The organism is Halobacteroides halobius DSM 5150 (assembly GCF_000328625.1).
GTDB lineage: Bacteria > Bacillota > Halanaerobiia > Halobacteroidales > Halobacteroidaceae > Halobacteroides > Halobacteroides halobius.
Genome location: NC_019978.1, coordinates 1,518,649 through 1,535,486, shown reverse-complemented (window position 1 = coordinate 1,535,486; position 16,838 = coordinate 1,518,649). Strand labels below are relative to the sequence as shown.

General features: G+C 30.2%; 14 protein-coding genes and 1 pseudogene. 14 read left to right on the top strand and 1 reads right to left on the bottom strand.

The features are described from left to right. Positions 1-5: 5 nt before the first annotated feature. Positions 6-371, top strand: a pseudogene (locus HALHA_RS07540) (RHS repeat-associated core domain-containing protein); the annotation flags it as partial. Positions 372-793: 422 nt separating this feature from the next. Then, positions 794-1,216 (top strand): hypothetical protein, encoded by a 423-nt coding sequence (locus tag HALHA_RS07535; RefSeq protein ID WP_015327196.1) that lies wholly within the window; start codon positions 794-796, stop codon positions 1,214-1,216. A gap of 47 nt (positions 1,217-1,263) precedes the next feature. On the opposite strand, the gene HALHA_RS07530 is transcribed toward HALHA_RS07535, so the two are convergent. After that, a protein-coding gene (locus tag HALHA_RS07530; RefSeq protein WP_156801226.1) for an IS3 family transposase occupies positions 1,264-2,519 on the bottom strand; the annotation gives its coding sequence in 2 pieces (ribosomal slippage) (positions 1,264-2,213 and positions 2,213-2,519; 1,257 coding nt in all). A gap of 381 nt (positions 2,520-2,900) precedes the next feature. On the opposite strand from HALHA_RS07530, the gene HALHA_RS07515 reads away from it, so the two are divergent. The 12 genes from HALHA_RS07515 (at position 2,901) to HALHA_RS07465 (ending at position 16,785) form a co-directional block, all read left to right on the top strand. Further along, positions 2,901-3,473: a hypothetical protein gene (locus tag HALHA_RS07515; protein ID WP_015327192.1), complete on the top strand. Its 573-nt coding sequence runs from the start codon at positions 2,901-2,903 to the stop codon at positions 3,471-3,473. Positions 3,474-3,988: 515 nt separating this feature from the next. Further along, positions 3,989-4,162 carry a hypothetical protein gene (locus HALHA_RS13485; protein ID WP_156801225.1) on the top strand — a complete coding sequence of 58 codons (174 nt, stop codon included), beginning with the start codon at positions 3,989-3,991 and terminating at the stop codon, positions 4,160-4,162. Between the two features lie 315 nt (positions 4,163-4,477). Continuing rightward, positions 4,478-5,512 carry an RHS repeat domain-containing protein gene (locus tag HALHA_RS07510; protein WP_041607715.1) on the top strand — a complete coding sequence of 345 codons (1,035 nt, stop codon included), beginning with the start codon at positions 4,478-4,480 and terminating at the stop codon, positions 5,510-5,512. A gap of 80 nt (positions 5,513-5,592) precedes the next feature. Continuing rightward, positions 5,593-6,927 (top strand): tetratricopeptide repeat protein, encoded by a 1,335-nt coding sequence (locus HALHA_RS07505; protein WP_015327191.1) that lies wholly within the window; start codon positions 5,593-5,595, stop codon positions 6,925-6,927. Positions 6,928-7,315: 388 nt separating this feature from the next. Beyond that, positions 7,316-8,290: an RHS repeat domain-containing protein gene (locus HALHA_RS07500; RefSeq protein WP_015327190.1), complete on the top strand. Its 975-nt coding sequence runs from the start codon at positions 7,316-7,318 to the stop codon at positions 8,288-8,290. A 91-nt stretch (positions 8,291-8,381) separates the two neighbouring features. Then, on the top strand, positions 8,382-8,735 hold the full coding sequence (locus HALHA_RS07495; RefSeq protein ID WP_015327189.1) for a hypothetical protein: 354 nt from the start codon (positions 8,382-8,384) through the stop codon (positions 8,733-8,735). A gap of 626 nt (positions 8,736-9,361) precedes the next feature. Beyond that, positions 9,362-10,513, top strand: a complete 1,152-nt coding sequence (locus tag HALHA_RS07490; RefSeq protein WP_169314485.1) for an RHS repeat domain-containing protein — start codon at positions 9,362-9,364, stop codon at positions 10,511-10,513. Positions 10,514-10,664: 151 nt separating this feature from the next. Continuing rightward, entirely contained in the window at positions 10,665-11,687 is a 1,023-nt protein-coding gene (locus tag HALHA_RS07485) for a type II secretion system minor pseudopilin (RefSeq protein ID WP_015327186.1), read from the top strand. Positions 11,688-11,796: 109 nt separating this feature from the next. Further along, positions 11,797-13,158 (top strand): Trk system potassium transporter TrkA, encoded by a 1,362-nt coding sequence (trkA, locus tag HALHA_RS07480; RefSeq protein WP_015327185.1) that lies wholly within the window; start codon positions 11,797-11,799, stop codon positions 13,156-13,158. Positions 13,159-13,169: 11 nt separating this feature from the next. Continuing rightward, entirely contained in the window at positions 13,170-14,609 is a 1,440-nt protein-coding gene (locus tag HALHA_RS07475; RefSeq protein WP_015327184.1) for a TrkH family potassium uptake protein, read from the top strand. 75 nt (positions 14,610-14,684) lie between these two features. Then, positions 14,685-15,371 carry a response regulator transcription factor gene (locus HALHA_RS07470; RefSeq protein ID WP_015327183.1) on the top strand — a complete coding sequence of 229 codons (687 nt, stop codon included), beginning with the start codon at positions 14,685-14,687 and terminating at the stop codon, positions 15,369-15,371. Further along, positions 15,352-16,785, top strand: a complete 1,434-nt coding sequence (locus tag HALHA_RS07465) for a sensor histidine kinase (RefSeq protein ID WP_015327182.1) — start codon at positions 15,352-15,354, stop codon at positions 16,783-16,785. The genes HALHA_RS07470 and HALHA_RS07465 overlap by 20 nt, the downstream gene beginning before the upstream one ends. Positions 16,786-16,838: the final 53 nt, after the last annotated feature.

Sequence of the window (16,838 nt, the reverse complement as noted above, 5' to 3'; positions counted from 1 at the left end):
ATGGCTTTACTGGTCAGAGATATAGTAATCAGTTAGGAACTTGGAACTTTGCTTATAGACATTATAATTCAAATAGCATGCGTTGGATAACCAAGGATCCAGTCAAGGATGGAACTAACTGGTATCAGTATGTTAATGCTGATCCTGTTAATCGAATTGATCCATTAGGGTTATGGACTTTTGCTTTAGGTGTTGAAGGCTCAATAGCTGCTGGTTTGGCAGGGGATGTATCCTCTAAAGTTGTTGTAGATGATAATAATAATTGGGGAGTTGCAATAAATGTTTCTGGCGGAGGTGGTTTTCCAAATGCTTCTGGAGGAGTAGGAGTAGAATTCACTAATGCAGATACTATAAATAAATTAGAAGGTTAGGGAGGAAATGTAGGATTAGATTTAGATAATCCATATATTCCAGCATTACCATCTGGAGATATTAGTATTGGATCAGGGGGAGTTGTAGGTGTTTCCAGTGCAATAGATGCTGGTATTCCCTTACCTGAAGTCCATGGAATGGTTGGACATACGTGGATTATAACTGAAGAAGAAATGAAAAACTTTGGGGTGAATCTTAATGAAAAATATGGAAACTAAATAAAAGAGGCTTTGGAAAAATTAGAAAAAACTGAAATGATGAATATAATAGAAGATAAATTAAATATTCCAAGAGAAGAAATTGAAAAAATGAAGAGAAATATTAATTCAAAAAATAAATGTGATAATTAAAATTAACAACAATAGGTGCTTGATATCAAGCACCTATTGTTGTTAAAAAGTATTATATAAGGAGGAGTTGAATGGAATCATTATTTAAAAGTTATTTATCTAAAGATGAGAGAATTTTATGGATAGGACAGCCTCACAAAGGTTTACTTTTTGATAGAAGGGAAATGTATTTATTTCCAATTAGTATTGCAGCTTTGTTACTTAATATTGGAGTTTTATTTGTTTTCATAGTGAGCATATTGAGTATATTTTTAGATATTACTATTAGTTTATCTGAAAGTGAATTAGTAAATGTGTTTATTATGTTTATTAGTCTAATTATTTTAATAATTTCTTTTTATGTATTCTTGGGTAGGTTTATTTATAAAAAATGGAAAATGAAAAACACATACTATGCAATAACAAATGATAAAATTATTGTTTTAACTGATACTTATAAGAAGCTAGTAGAAAAGATAGATATTAATAGGATTAATGGCGGCTTAACCCCCTAATATTGGAGAAAATCTATATCATACTCAATCATTCGTAACTTCTTATTTTATGCAATAAAGACTTCAGGCTTAATCTTTTTATCTTTAACAGCTCGATAATATTGAGTTGGAGCTTGGTTATTTAAACTACCATGTCTACGCCTGTTATTATAATATCTCATATACTCACTAACAATCTCATAGACCTCTATATAACTTTGAAATTCATTACGACTATAACATTCATCTTCTAATATAGAGTGGAATGATTCAATATGAGCATTCATATTCGGAGTTTTTACTGGTATTTTTTGATGCTTCATGCCTAGAGATTGACAAGTACTACCAAAGAGTTTAGATGTAAACTGTGGACCATTATCTGTTCTTATAACAGGTAAATCCATACCTTTAGTTAATTCTCTTTTAGCAAGAGCCTTTTTTAATACTCTGCAGGCATCTTCAGCTTTACAACTTAAACCTAAATGGTAGTCAATTATTGACCTATCAAAGACATCTATTACTGATAACTGAAAGAAGAATTGATCTGTTCCAGTGATATAACCATATTTAAGATCCATCTCCCAAAGTTGATTAGAATTACTAATCTCGTCTCTCTTAGCTAACCTTCTAGGGTGACGATTCTTTATCTTTCTTTGAGGTCTTAATATATCAAGCTCTTTGCACAATCTATATACCTTTTTATGGTTGATTTTAAGCATATAATCTTCCTTTAGACAAGTAGTTAATTTCTTATAACCATAAGGAAAACCATCACCTGCAACTAATTCTAATAACCATTCTTTTATCTGTTCATCTGAGACTTTTTCACCAGCATAGCTATAAGAATAGCCAGGGATAGGTCTACCATTAGGATTATTTGAGCTATTATCATCTTCGCTATTATGATTAATATTATAATAATAAGTGGATTCTGATAAACCGACAAAGTCTAAAACTGTAGCTATCTTGTAACCTTTCTTTATCCACTTTATTGCAACCTTCACTCTGTCGGTTACTGCGGGTTTGATTGATCTCTTAAATCTCTTAAAATAGCTAATTCTAGTTCTTTTTCAGCAAGTAATTTCTTTAGCTGATCATTTTCAGAACTTACTTTCTCTAATCTTTTAGAAGTTTCTTTGAGCTTTTTCTTTTGATCCTTTGGTAATGAGTTAACAGAACCTGTCTTACGAGCTTTTTTAACCCAAGCATAAACAGTGCTTTTAGAAATTTCATGGCGCCGAGCTACTAAAGAAATATTATCTATCTGTCTGCATTCTTCTACCACTTGCTTTTTAAGTTCGTCAGAATACTTTGTTCTAGGCATTTTTAGTCCCCCTAATTTTAAATTATTTCCATTATACTACTAACAAACGATTTCTACAAGTCAGTTAGGGGGCTATATAGATGGGTTAAGTAGAATTATGCATTCTAATGGTAAAATGACTATAAGATTTGAAAGTTCAGATTTTATAGATGTAGATTTGTGTTCTTTATATATATATACTGGGTTTGATTTTTTTTATAAATTTGGCGATGTGTATAAAGAGAATCCTTCGATTGTGTTTTATAATATTGAACCAATTGAAAATATATTTGAAATCATAGAGAATAATAAGGATACTAACGATTGAATTAATTTAAGGATTCTATATGATTATTTTATTATTCAGCTATAAAATTAAATGAAAGGAGAAATTTTATTATAATGCACTCTATATTAAATAAGAATGAGGAGATTATGTGGTCTGAGAAACCACAATTTACTATAAAAAATTTAAATATTTTTTATATTTTGATAAATATATTTATGATAATTGTTGGTATAATCATTTTTATTCTTGGAGGTTTAGTTATTTACTTTTTTACAATCCGAGGTGAAATGTGGATTATTATTAAATTAATCACATTTTTCGGCGGTGGGTATTTTTTATGTGTAGGTTTTTATTTTAGTTTGGGTAGATTGATTTATAGAATTATTAAAAAAAGAAATACACAATATATTGTAACAGATAAAAGAATTATTATTATAATAAAAGGATTGAGAAATGAGATTATACAAGTTGCTAATATTAGCGATATTAAAATTGCCAGTAAAAATATAGCATCTAATGGAATTGGTAGTATAAAATTAGGAAATGAATTATCTTTTATGGAGTCAAGTCGTATTATATTTGGAATTGATTTTTTAGTTCCAATTAATAATGAATTCTTATTCTTAAAAGATATAAAAAATGCAAAAGAAATTGTGGATTTTATAAAAGAATTCAATGATTCGTAGAATTAAAGTGTATTTAAGAAATAATAAAGAGATATTGTAGAAAAAAATAAATAGTAATAAAATGGAATAAAATACAATTATATCTTCGAACTAAAGTAAAATGTATTGTCCATTGGACAGAACACAATATTGGTTAAGAATTCTTTGAATCTTATAGATATTTTTATAATAATAACGGCCAACGGAAATTCCAAATAGAAGGAAGTGGAGAATTACAAGCTTATCAGTATGATCCAGTAGGTCGACTAAAGAAAGTAAAGTATCCATTTAGAGATAAGAAGAAATTAGCTGACCTTAAGGAAAGAAATCACTTTGGATTGCTTTCAAAAGTTGGCGATCCGACTGATTATCAGTTGAACTTTAATCATGATATGATATGGAGTGAAGAAAGTAATTTACGAGAGCAACTAGAAAATAATTTAGACTCTCTAGGCAGCAGCTCCGGCGGAGAAGGAACCTTAAGATTAGATTAAGGAGAAAACGCACTACCATTTGTAACAGAATTAGATGTCAGTATGGAGCAAGAAAATAAAATTGATAGCTTATATGATAAGGTTGCAAAAGGCGGTTCTTTTAATATTGATCCACTGAATAGTGGTTACTGGACAGAAGAATTCAGCTATGACCCAGCAGGCAATGTAGTAGTTAAACAAAATGGCTGGGGCCAAATCACCTACGCCTATAACTAAAGTAACCAGTTAGTCCAAGCCGGTCAGAGAAAATATGACTATGATGATAATGGTAACTTAATTAAGGAACAGCTAGGAGACTTATCAGCAGAGTATGAGTACAACTATAATAATCGATTAGTCAGAGCTAGAAATAACAGTAACTACCCTCACTTCTTCAACAGCAGGCGACCGTTTAAAGGTGAAGTCAGATATAAGTATGATGCTTTAGGTAGAAAGATAGAACAAACAGTAGATCCTCTACAAGGGGCTTGGCAAGAAACTCAGCGGTATATGTACGATGGAAAGAGCCACAACATTATTGAAGGCTATGAAATGAAAGTTAAAAGAAAAGGAAATAATGGAAACAATTGCATAAATGCAGGAAAAATAAATAAAATTAGTGAATATTATTATGCAGAAGGTAAACTAATTGCAATGAATTACTTCAAAAAGCCAAAGGTAAGCGGTGGCTGGTGGCCGAAGCATCCTAATAAGGGATTGAACTTTTATCACAAGGATGCACTAAGTTCTGTAACAATGACTACTGGACGAAATGGACAGGCTGTTGAGCGTTATGAATACGATGCTTATGGAGATCCATATAATGGCTGGTTTGAACACAGTGCTCACAATCAGAACCCTTATGGCTTTACTGGTCAGAGATATAGTAATCAGTTAGGAACCTGGAATTTTGCTTATAGACACTATAATTCACAGAGTATGAGATGGATGACAGTTGACCCAGTCAAAGACGGGACTAATTGGTATGTTTACGTTAATGCTGATCCGGTTAATTTAGTAGATCCTGATGGGAGAAGTGCTACAGGAGCTTTTGGAACAATGTGGACTGTTGCTTTAGCTGAACCGACTCCTGTAGGAGAAACCATTGCTTCAGTAGTAACAGTTGGTTATGGTGTATATTCAATAGCTAATAGTTCCCAAATGCAGAAAGCTAAAGGATTGGATGAAAATGAAAAACACAAAATGAATAAACCTTTACCAGAGAGTAATTTAGATAATTTAAGAGATGTTTCGGATAAAGAAAATGTAAATCCAGGAAAGACTGAAGATGGAACAATTACTGGTCAGGGTGAAGAAAAAGGGGTTAAAAATTTGATTGATTATGTTAAAAAGGGAGGAGGTTCAGGTAATAATAATAATGATGGACCAAATTTAAAGGAAATTGCTAAAAAGACTGTTGCAATTGGAACAAGTACTGTGGTTGGTATTACACTTGGTACTAAAGGTTGTATAAAGGGTCAAAAAGAATTAGAAAAGCTAAATAATAAACCTGATCCTCAAAATCATGTTACTCATCCTCAAATGCAACAATCTCAAATTAAAGATGAGTCATCTTCTAATAAATAAAAATTTAAATTCTGTTCCCACCGGATATGCTAATTATTAGCATATCCGGATTATAATTTTTATAAAAAAGGAGGAAAATTTTGAAACATAAGTATAAAAAGTTAATAATTAATTTAATTGCTTATTTGTCTAGTTTAGCTGTAATAGTTTTTTTATGGTATACAACGAGAGTTTGGGGTCCCATTTATCCATTCATTTTTCTTATTTTAATTCCTTTTTTAAAATACGTTTGGTGTAGTAGTTTTGGGATATTAAGTATTAATAATTTACTTTATGATTTAGTAGAAAAGTTTTTCATAGGACTGGCTATTTCATTATCAATATTGTTTACTAGTTTTATTAGAGTAAAATTTGGATTAGGAAATATATTAGAGATTGTTACTTTAATAATAATTGTATTTATAAATTCCTGGATTTTAGGATTTAAAATTGTAGATTTTATTATAAATTTATTAAATAAATATTCAGAAAGAATTTATAAAATGGGAGTGGGTTATTATAATGAGGCTAAATATGGATTAGCGTTAAGATATTTAAATAAGGCTCAAATTTTTGATCCGGATAATTTTAAGACTTATTATTATAAGGGAACAATATATTTAGAGAAAGAAAAAGTAAAAAAAGCAATAAAAGAATTGAAAACTTGCTTATTAGTAGAAAATAGTTCAGCTTATTGTTATGTAGCTTTGGGAGAGGCTTATGATGAAATAGAAGAAATTGAAACAGCATTAGATTATTATTTGAAAGGGTATGATTGGTTTAACACATTAGATGAAAAGTTTGATGAGATTGATAAAACTCAAGAAGAAGGTTATTTAGTTGCTTTATGGGAAATTAGTAGATTATTTTGTATTCAAAAAAAGTATCAAAAATCTATTGAATATACAAAAGAATTTAAAAAAACAGTCTCTAAAAGTGATGAAAGATATATTGATTCTTTATTTTATTTAGCAGAACTTCATTTTAGAGTAAAGGAATTTAAAAAAGGTAAAAAATATTTATTAAGAGGGCTAAAAGAACGATCAGACCTTTGTTTAGTTTATCACTGGTCAGATGAGATAAATACTGATATTAAGAAAAAAGCAGAAAATTTTTTTGAGAAAAAGTGTGAAAATCGGAATAATCAAAAGTTATTAGGAATTTATAATTCACTTCTTTATTTTAAATTTCAACTTAATGATAAAAAAGAATTTAAAGATTATTTTAGTGAGCTGAAAAATAAATTTCCAAAAACTAAAACTACATATTATTGGAAAATAATGTGGGAACTTAAACAAGAAAATTATAAAGAGGCTAGAGAAATATATAAAGAAATTGATTATGATGATTCTGAGTTTATAGACTTATATAATTGGGAAGGAGTAAATTTAAAAAAGAATAAAATTAAAGAAATATTAGAGGGAAACTTAAATTAGCAATGCAAGGGCCAACTTCACTGTTGGTCCTATTTTATATTAGATCAAAATAGGTACCTATGAGTATAACCAAAGCAACCAGTTAGTCCAAGCCGGTCAGAGAAAATATGACTATGATGCCAATGGTAACTTAATTAAGGAACAGCTAGGAGACTTATCAGCCGAATATGAATACAATTATAACAATAGATTAGTCAGAGCTAGAAATAACAGCAACTACCCTCACTTCTTCAACAGCGGGCGACCGTTTAAAGGGGAAGTTAGATATAAGTATGATGCTTTAGGCAGAAAGATAGAAAAAACAGTAGATCCTCTACAAGGGGCTTGGCAAGAAACCCAGCGCTATATGTACGATGGAAAGAGCCATAACATTATTGAAGGCTATGAAATGAAAGTTAAAAGAAAAGGAAATAATGGAAACAATCGCATAAATGCAGGAAAAATGAATAAAATTAGTGAATATTATTATGCAGAAGATAAACTAATTGCAATGAATCACTTCAAGAAGCCAAAGGTAAGCGGCGGCTGGTGGCCGAAACATCCTAATAAGGGATTGAATTTCTACCACCAGGATGCCCTAGGTTCAGTAACAATGACTACCGGAAGAAACGGACAGGCTGTTGAGCGTTATGAATATGATGCTTATGGAGATCCATATAATGGCTGGTTTGAACACAGTGCTCATAATCAAAATCCTTATGGCTTTACTGCTCAGAGATATAGTAATCAGTTAGGAACCTGGAACTTTGCTTACAGACACTATAATTCAAACAGCATGCGTTGGATAACCAAGGATCCAGTTAAGGATGGAACTAACTGGTATCAGTATTGTTATAGTGATCCAGTAAATTATATAGATCCTGATGGAAGAAATGCTACAGGAGCTTTTGGAACAATGTGGACTGTTGCTTTAGCTGAACCGACTCCTGTAGGAGAAACCATTGCTTCAGTAGTAACAGTTGGTTATGGTGTATATTTAATAGCTAATAATTCGCAAAATAAAACAATCCAAAATATTTCTAGACAAAAAGATAATGAGGTAGCTCTCGATGAAGTTTTACCAGACAATGACGCATTAACTAGTTTAGATAAGAATTTTGGGAGAAAACTAAAAAAATTCTTTAATAATGGTAATGGCGGCGGTAATGGTCCGAACTGGAGTAAAATAATTATAGGAACAGGAGTTACAGTAGGAACAATTAGTTATGCAGTCAACGAATTTACAACCCCACAAAGAGAAGCGAAAAAGGCAGCTAAAAAACATTTGGCTATGTCTTCAAAAGAGGAAATGAAAAAATTAAAGAAACATATTAGAAAAAACAAACAAGAAGATATAAAGGGAGAGGGCGAGAGTGATATTTAAAAAAGAATTTTATTAAAAATTAAAAAAGCTTGATAAAAGCAAGGATGTATTTAAAAAATGCATCCTTGTATATAATTTAAGGAGGATTCTCATGAACATTAATTGGTTTAAAAAACATTTAATAATAACTTTGCTGATTATTATTAGTCAATTATTTTTATTTTATGTAAATTTAAAGAATAATTTATTAATTTTCATAACCATTTTAAATTTAATTGGATGGTTGTGGTTATTAAAAGTTAGAAAGATAGATGAAATAAAAAAAGCAAAATATTTTATGATATTTTGGATAATAATGTTATTTATAATTTTCCCTAAAATAATTATGAAATGTATTATTTTGAGAAAATTTGAAGTATCTGAATTTATTCCATTGTTTATTTTATTAGGGGTTTATTTTTTTGGTTTATTTTTAGATATCAAATCTTATAAAAAATATAGCTAAAAATTATGGGTCTCTGACTAATGTTGTGAAGAAAAATATGTAAATTTAAAAAATAAAAATGCATTTGCTATCATTTCTCTAATTATTTAAGTAGTCAACTACAATAATTAAAAGAAAGGAATCCAAGCAAATGCAAACTTATAATATCACAAAATTACTTGACTTGCCAGACCTAATTTCTACTGATTTATTAATTTTAGATGATGAATATATCTTTACGGTCGAAGCTAAAAAGAAAAAGTGGAGGTATCCTAATTACTGTTGGTCCTATTTTATATTAGATCAAAATAGGTACCTATGAGTATAACCAAAGCAACCAGTTAGTCCAAGCCGATCAGAGAAAATATGACTATGATGATAATGGTAACTTAATTAAGGAACAGCTAGGAGACTTATCAGCAGAGTATGAATATAACTATAATAATCGATTAGTCAGAGCTAGAAATAATAGCAACTACCCTCACTTCTTTAACAGTGGTCGACCATTTAAAGGAGAAGTCAGATATAAGTATGATGCTTTAGGCAGAAAGATAGAAAAAACAGTAGATCCTCTACAAGGGGCTTGGCAAGAAACCCAGCGGTATATGTATGATGGAAAGAGCCATAACATTATTGAAGGCTATGAAATGAAAGTTAAAAGAAAAGGAAATAATGGAAACAATCGCATAAATGCAGGAAAAATGAATAAGATTAGTGAATATTATTATGCAGAAGGTAAACTAATTGCAATGAATTACTTCAAAAAGCCAAAGGTAAGCGGTGGCTGGTGGCCGAAGCATCCTAATAAGGGATTGAACTTTTATCACAAGGATGCACTAGGATCTGTAACAATGACTAGTGGACGAAATGGACAGGCTGTTGAACGTTATGAATACGATGCTTATGGTGATCCATATAATGGCTGGTTTGAACACAGTGCTCATAATCAGAATGTATTTGGGTTTACTGGCCAGAGATATAGTAATCAGTTAGGAACCTGGAACTTTGCTTACAGACACTATAATTCACAGAGTATGAGATGGATTACAGTTGACCCAGTCAAGGACGGGACTAATTGGTATGTTTACGTTAATGCTAATTCGATTAATTATATTGATCCGTTAGATCTACAAATGGAGGAAAATATAGTATTAGATCTGAGATTTGTAAAGATAACAGATGATCAAAATAGCAAAAATAATAAGCTTAAAAAATCAGTAGAAAAGTCAATAGATAATATTCCTAAATCAATAAAAAAAGCCAAGAAGAGTTTTAATAACTCATTACAGAATATGAAGAAATATACTAAAATTAATAATAACGATGTTTTAATTGATACTGGGTTTGGTAGTAAGCATAATAATATAACTGAAGAAGTCTTTGATTTTCAAGTAACTCAAGATGGAGTGAAAGATAACGTACCAGATTTAGGTGCAAATTTAGATACAAGTATTGCCAAAGTAAAATATGAAAGTGATAATTTCAGCCTAGGATTGAAGGGTGCTACTGTAGAAGCAGAAACATCAGCAGTGATGGGAACAAGAGATTCTGGTAGTGTTAGAGTAGTTGCTTTTTTTGCTGAAATAGAAGGTTCAATTAAATTATCATTTATTGTTCCACTACCTGTACTTTATCCTATATTAAGATTAGGAGCTATTTTTGAATTTAGCAAGGAAAATTTTCGAAGAACTTGTTGGTTTTTTATAAGTTTAGGGCTTTTTGGTTTAGGAATTGGGATTTATATTTCTTTTACTTCTATAGTTGCGCCTTATTATTTAAAAGAAAAGTATGGCAAATAAAATATTTATAAGGATATTAAATGAAATCTTTATAAAAATAATGAATAAAGCTTAAAATTATCTTTATAAAGAGGAACTTAACTATTAATCAAGAAAATAATAAATTAAATAATAAATATTTTAATAGATAATAAAGTAATAAGGAGAAAAAATGAGTTTTACTAATAAGAATCAAGGTTATGCTTTAATAATTGTTTTATGGACAATAGTTATTTTAAGTATTATTTTGACTAGTTTGGTGGATGAGGTTAGTTTGAATACTATGTTAGTTAGTAATAATCTACAACAAAAAAGAACAGATCAAGTAGCTGTATCAGGTGTGATGCTAGGCATTAACCAATTAAAAAAGGATAAGACGGATTATGATACTAATAATGACCAATGGACTAAAGTAATTGAGGGAGAACTAAATAATTTAAAATATAAAGTAAGAATAAAGGATATAGGAAGTAAATTTAATATTAATTATAATTCTTATCAGTTATTTTATAGTTTTGGTTGGTGGAACCGAGAATTAGAAAAAAGATTAAAGCAAGGATTAATTTCTGACTTAGTTTTAATGAAGGATTCATTTGGTAAAGATTATGATCAAGCTGAAAAGTTTCTTACTACCTATGGTAAATTTAATTTAAATACTGATCGATTAGAGAGCTTAAAACAACTTATGTTATCTTTGCAGATAAATGAGTTCCAAACTGGATTAGTTATTGATTATTTACGTAAGCAGCGTAAGCAAAATAATATGTTTAGAAATATTGATAAATTAGATAAGTTATATTTAAAAGGATTAGCTGCAAGTACTGTAGAAAAAATAGAACCTTATATTACGACTAAAGGAAGAATAAATATTAATATAGCTAGGCAAGAGCTTTTATCTGCAATTTTAAGTCAGCAACTAAGGGTTGGCCTAGATTCAAGTCATCTTTATATTAATAAGATATTAAATTATCGCCAAGAAAATGGAATAAAAAATTTAAATAATTTACAGCGAATAATGAGTGTTAAAAAGCTTGAGGCGATAAAACCATATTTTACAGTTACTTCTCATTATTTTTTAATTACTACCAAAATTTTTTCAGGTAGTAATAATTTTAAGAAAGAAGTTAAAGCTATAGTAAAAAGAAAAAAAAAGAATAATCAATGGCAGGTTAAGATTTTAAGGTGGCAGGAATAAATATTATAAATTTCAAGTCAGGTGATTACGCCTGGCTTTTTTTCTTTTTGTTATTTTCTCTTTTACTATTGCATAAATTGATAATAGCAATTAAAAGGGGTTAGATAGTATGAAAAAGATGATCAATAAGTTTAAGAAGGTTAAAAAAGGTTTTGGTAAGTCAGTTAAGCAGACGATTATTGTAGGTGGAAATGAAGTTAGTATTCAATTAGCTGAACATCTAACTCAGTTAGGACAAAATATAGTAATTATTGAGCAAGATAGTAAAAGAATAAAACAGATACAAGAGCGAGTTGATGGTTTAGTCTTAGAAGGAAAGGGAACAGATCTGAGTGTTTTAAGGGAGGCAGGAGTTGAAGATACTGATTTATTAATTGCTATTACTACTGATGATCAATATAATCTGTTGGCGGGGATTTATGGACGTAATTTAGGAGTAGAACAAGTGATTGTTCAGATTAAAGATCAAAGATTATTTGATTCTAAGCTACAAATTGAGAGTTTGAAGCTTAATTTAGTTCTTAATCCTTTTACAATGACTATAAACCGGATTAAAGGTTTAGTCAAACCAGGAGTCGGTTCACAATTAAGTAAGTTATTAGGAGGGAAAGTTAAAGTCTCTAAATTGAAAATTTCTCATCAAGGAGATTTTGCTTATCAGACTGTTAAGGAATTAGATTTACCAGAGGATTCATTGCTATTGGCTGTATTACGTCAAGGTAGAGCTTTGATTCCGCATGGAAATGATAAGTTATATCCCGGGGATACCTTATTTATTATCTTTAAGCAAAGTTTTAAAGGAAAGTTAGGGGAGTTGATAAACTATAGTACCAAAACTAAAAATAAAATGGTATTAGTAGGGGGAGGTAGAATAAATTATCAATTAGCTAAAGCATGTGCCCAGGATTTTGTAGTAACTTTAATCGAAGAGAGTAAAACTAAGTGCGAACAGATTGTTGATGAATTAAATGATGTTTTAGTCTTAGAGGGTAAAGGAACAGATTTAAGATTATTAAAAGAAGAGGGGGTTGCTAATGCAGATGCTTTTATAGCTGGCACTAATAATGATGAAGCTAACTTATTATTAGCTAATATAGCTAATAAATTAGGGGTTAAATATGCTATCAGTGTTGTATCAGATATTAATTATAATTCTTTAAGTGATTTAATAGCAGTAGACCATATTATTAGTCCTTCCTTATTAGCTATTGATACCATTTTAGATTACTTACATCAGGGACAAGTTAGCGAAAATACTATTCTAGCTGGGCAAGTTAAGTTTGCTCAGGTTAAGAATAAAAAAAGAAACAAGTTGGCTCAATTAAATTTACCTACTGATTTATTGATTGGACTGGTCTATCGAAATAAGCAGGTGATAATTCCAGATGGTAATACCAGATTAGAAAGAGGAGATGAATTACTTATCTTTTCTTTGCTTACTAAACGTGATATTAAAAGTTATTTTAACTAGGGGGATGTGATATGAGATTAAGAATGGTTTTGGGAATGATAGGAATATTATTAGTTTTTGTAGGGGCTAGTATGTTATTGCCAATACTAGTATCTTTATATTATCGAGAAATAGATGGTATAGCTTTTATTGTTTCTATGGGATTTACTATTATTTGTGGACAGTTATTAAGAAAATTTGCAACTGAGAAAGAAGGGATTAGACATAGAGAAGGATTTGCAATTGTAACTTTAGGCTGGTTGATTATTCCGATTTTTGGGGCTTTACCTTTAATGTTAGCTGGGACATTTGATAGTTTTGTCAATGCTTTCTTTGAGAGTGTAAGTGGATTTACTACTACTGGAGCTACAGTTATTATGTCTTTAGAGAGTTTATCACATACTATTTTATTTTGGCGCAGTTTAATGCACTGGTTAGGTGGGATGGGGATTATAGTAATGTCGATTGTTATTTTACCTGAATTAGCAGGTTCAATGCAGTTATTTAAAGCTGAAGTTCCAGGCCCAGTTCATGATCGTTTAAAACCTAGAATTAGAGAAACAGCTAAGACTATTTGGGTAATTTATATAATTTTAACTTGTTTACAGACAATAATTTTATATTTTAATGATATACCTTTATTTGATGCTGTAATTCATTCTTTTGGTACTATCTCAACTGGTGGTTTCTCTTCTCGAACTTTAAGTGTTAGAGCATATGATAGTGTGGTAATAGATGCAATTATGTCTTTTTTTATGTTTTTAGGGGGGATTAACTTAACTTTACATTACCAATGTCTAAAAGGAAATATTAAATCATTATTTAAGGATAAGGAGTTTAGATTTTATGCCCTAATTGTTGCAAGTTCTATTATTTTAATTACTATTAATCTAAGATTTCAAGTTTATAATAGTTTTACTGAAGCATTAAGATATGCTTCTTTTCAAGTAACTTCAATTATTAGTACAGCTGGTTTTGCTACGGTTGATTATGACATTTGGCCTCCCTTTTCCCGAGGAATTTTATTGATTTTAATGTTTATTGGAGGATGTGCAGGTTCTACAGCTGGTGGGATTAAGGTGATTAGAATTTATGCTTTAATGAAAAAAGGATTTCAGGAGTTACATAAATTAATTCATCCCCGAGCAGTTACTTCATTAAAAATAGGTAATAGAGCTGTATCAGATGAAGTTTCAACTAGTATTTTAGGTTTTTTCTTTCTCTATATTATTGTTTTTGTGATATCAACAGTAACCTTAACTTCTTTTGGAATTGATTTAGTTAGTTCTATTTCTGCTGTAGCAGCTACTTTGGGGAATATAGGGCCTGGTTTAGGGTTAATTGGCCCGCTAAATACGTACGTTCCTTTACCAATTACGGGTAAATTATTACTCAGTTTCTGTATGATTTTAGGAAGACTAGAAATTTATACAGTATTAGTCTTTTTATTATCTGGCTTTTGGAGGAAGTAATTAAACTTTGCGAATTATAATTAAGGTGATATAATTAGTATTGAAAATTTACGGAAACAATTAGGAGGAATACTTATGCCAGCTAAAATTTTAGTAGTTGATGATGATAAAAATATTTGCAAGTTAATTGAGATTTATTTACAGAAGGAAGATTATCAAGTAATTACAGCTATGGATGGTCAAGAAGCAATTGATAAATACTATGAATATAATCCTCAGTTAGTAGTTTTAGATATTATGTTACCACAAGTAGATGGTTGGGAAGTTTGCCAAGAGATTCGTGAAGACTCTAATGTTCCAATTTTAATGTTGACGGCAAAAGGAGAAAAAGATGATAAGTTAAAAGGATTAGAGATTGGTGCTGATGATTATGTGACAAAACCTTTTGATCCTGATGAATTAGTAGCCAGAGTTAAAGTTATTTTACGAAGGACGAAGATTAGTCAAGAAGAAGAGGTTTTGACTTTTCCTAACTTAAGGGTTGACCACCAAAAAAGACAAGTCAATCTTAAGGGCCAAACTCTTGATTTAGCTCCTAAAGAATATGATTTATTATACTTTTTAGTTAGAAATGAAAAGCAGGTTTTTAGTAGAGAACAGTTATTAGATAAGGTATGGGGCTTTGATTTTATCGGAGATATTAGAACTGTCGATACGCACATTAAAAGACTACGGAATAAGATTGAAAGTCAAGTAAAAGATTATAATTATTTTCATACTGTTTGGGGAGTAGGTTATAAATTTGAAGTTACTGAAGTTTAATACTATCTCAAGAAAATTACTTATTAGATTTGTAGTAATTATTTTGGTAACTCTTTTTATTTTAGGATTGGCCCTTGCTTATCTCTTTCAAAATTATTACTATAATGATACTGAAGAGAAATTTATTGAGCAGGGTAAAAAAATAGCAACTTTAGTACAAGGTTCTCTTTATAAAGGTAATTATAAGGAAACAATATCTTTTTTACGTAATTCACAACGCTTTTTTGAAGGAGAGGTCTGGATTGTTAATTCCAAGGGATTAGTGCTTGCTACTACCCAAGAAAAAGAATTTCAAGGTATTCGTTTAAATAAGAAGGAGATAGAACAGGCATTTAGAGGTAAAATCATTAGTAAACGTGGGTTTGCTCGCTATTTTGAGGAACCTGTATTATTTACTGCTGTACCAATAGTTTTTGAAGAAAGAGTAATTGGAGCAGTCTGTGTCTATTCTCCGTTAGCAGGTCTGTCTTCTACTCTAAAAGATTTGCAATGGTTATTGTTTTATGCTGCCTTATTGGCTATTACTCTAGCTTTTATTTTAAGTTTTACCTTATCAAAGCGATTTTCTCATCCTTTAAAGGTAATGAAAAAAATAGCTGTTAGTATGGCCCATGGTAATTTTTCTAACCGGGTAGAGATTAATTCTAATGATGAAATAGGTCAACTAGCATCTTCATTTAATTATTTAGCTGATAAACTAGAAAAGACTATTGATTCTTTACAAAAAAAGGAGAGGCTACAGCGAAGATTTGTAGCAGATGTTTCTCATGAATTACGTACTCCTCTAACTTCAATTCATGGATTTATTAAAGCTTTAAAGAATGGGGTTTATGAAAGTAAAGCAGACCAGCAAGAATACTATGCTATTATTTCAGAAGAGGTTAAGAGATTAATTAGATTAGTTAATGATTTATTAGATTTATCACGACTTGAACTGGGACAAATTAGGTTAGAACAGGAACCCTTGAATATGAAGGAAATAATTAAAGGAGTTATTAAAAACTTAGAGTTAAATTTAGCCAAAAAGAATCTAACAATTAACCTTAATACGTCTCAAGAGATTCCTTTAGTTTTGGCTGATCGGGATCGAATTGAACAAGTATTAATTAATTTGCTTAGTAATGCTATTGATTTTACCCCTCAAGGGGAACGAATAAAGATAGACTTTTTAGTTGAACCTAATAGAGTAAAAATATTAGTAGAAGATACAGGTCCTGGAATCCCTAAGGAAGAATTAAATGATATTTGGAATAGGTTTCATAAAGTAGATAAGGCGCGAACTACAAGTAAAGGGGGTACAGGATTAGGGTTGGCTATTGTCAAGGAGATAATTGATAGACATGACGGTCAAGTCTGGGTCGATAGTAAAGAAGGAGTAGGTTCAAGATTTGGTTTTAGCCTTCCTAGAGCTTAAGAATAACTACTAAAATACAAATTAATTTAACTTCGTCATACTTTCGTAAAAAA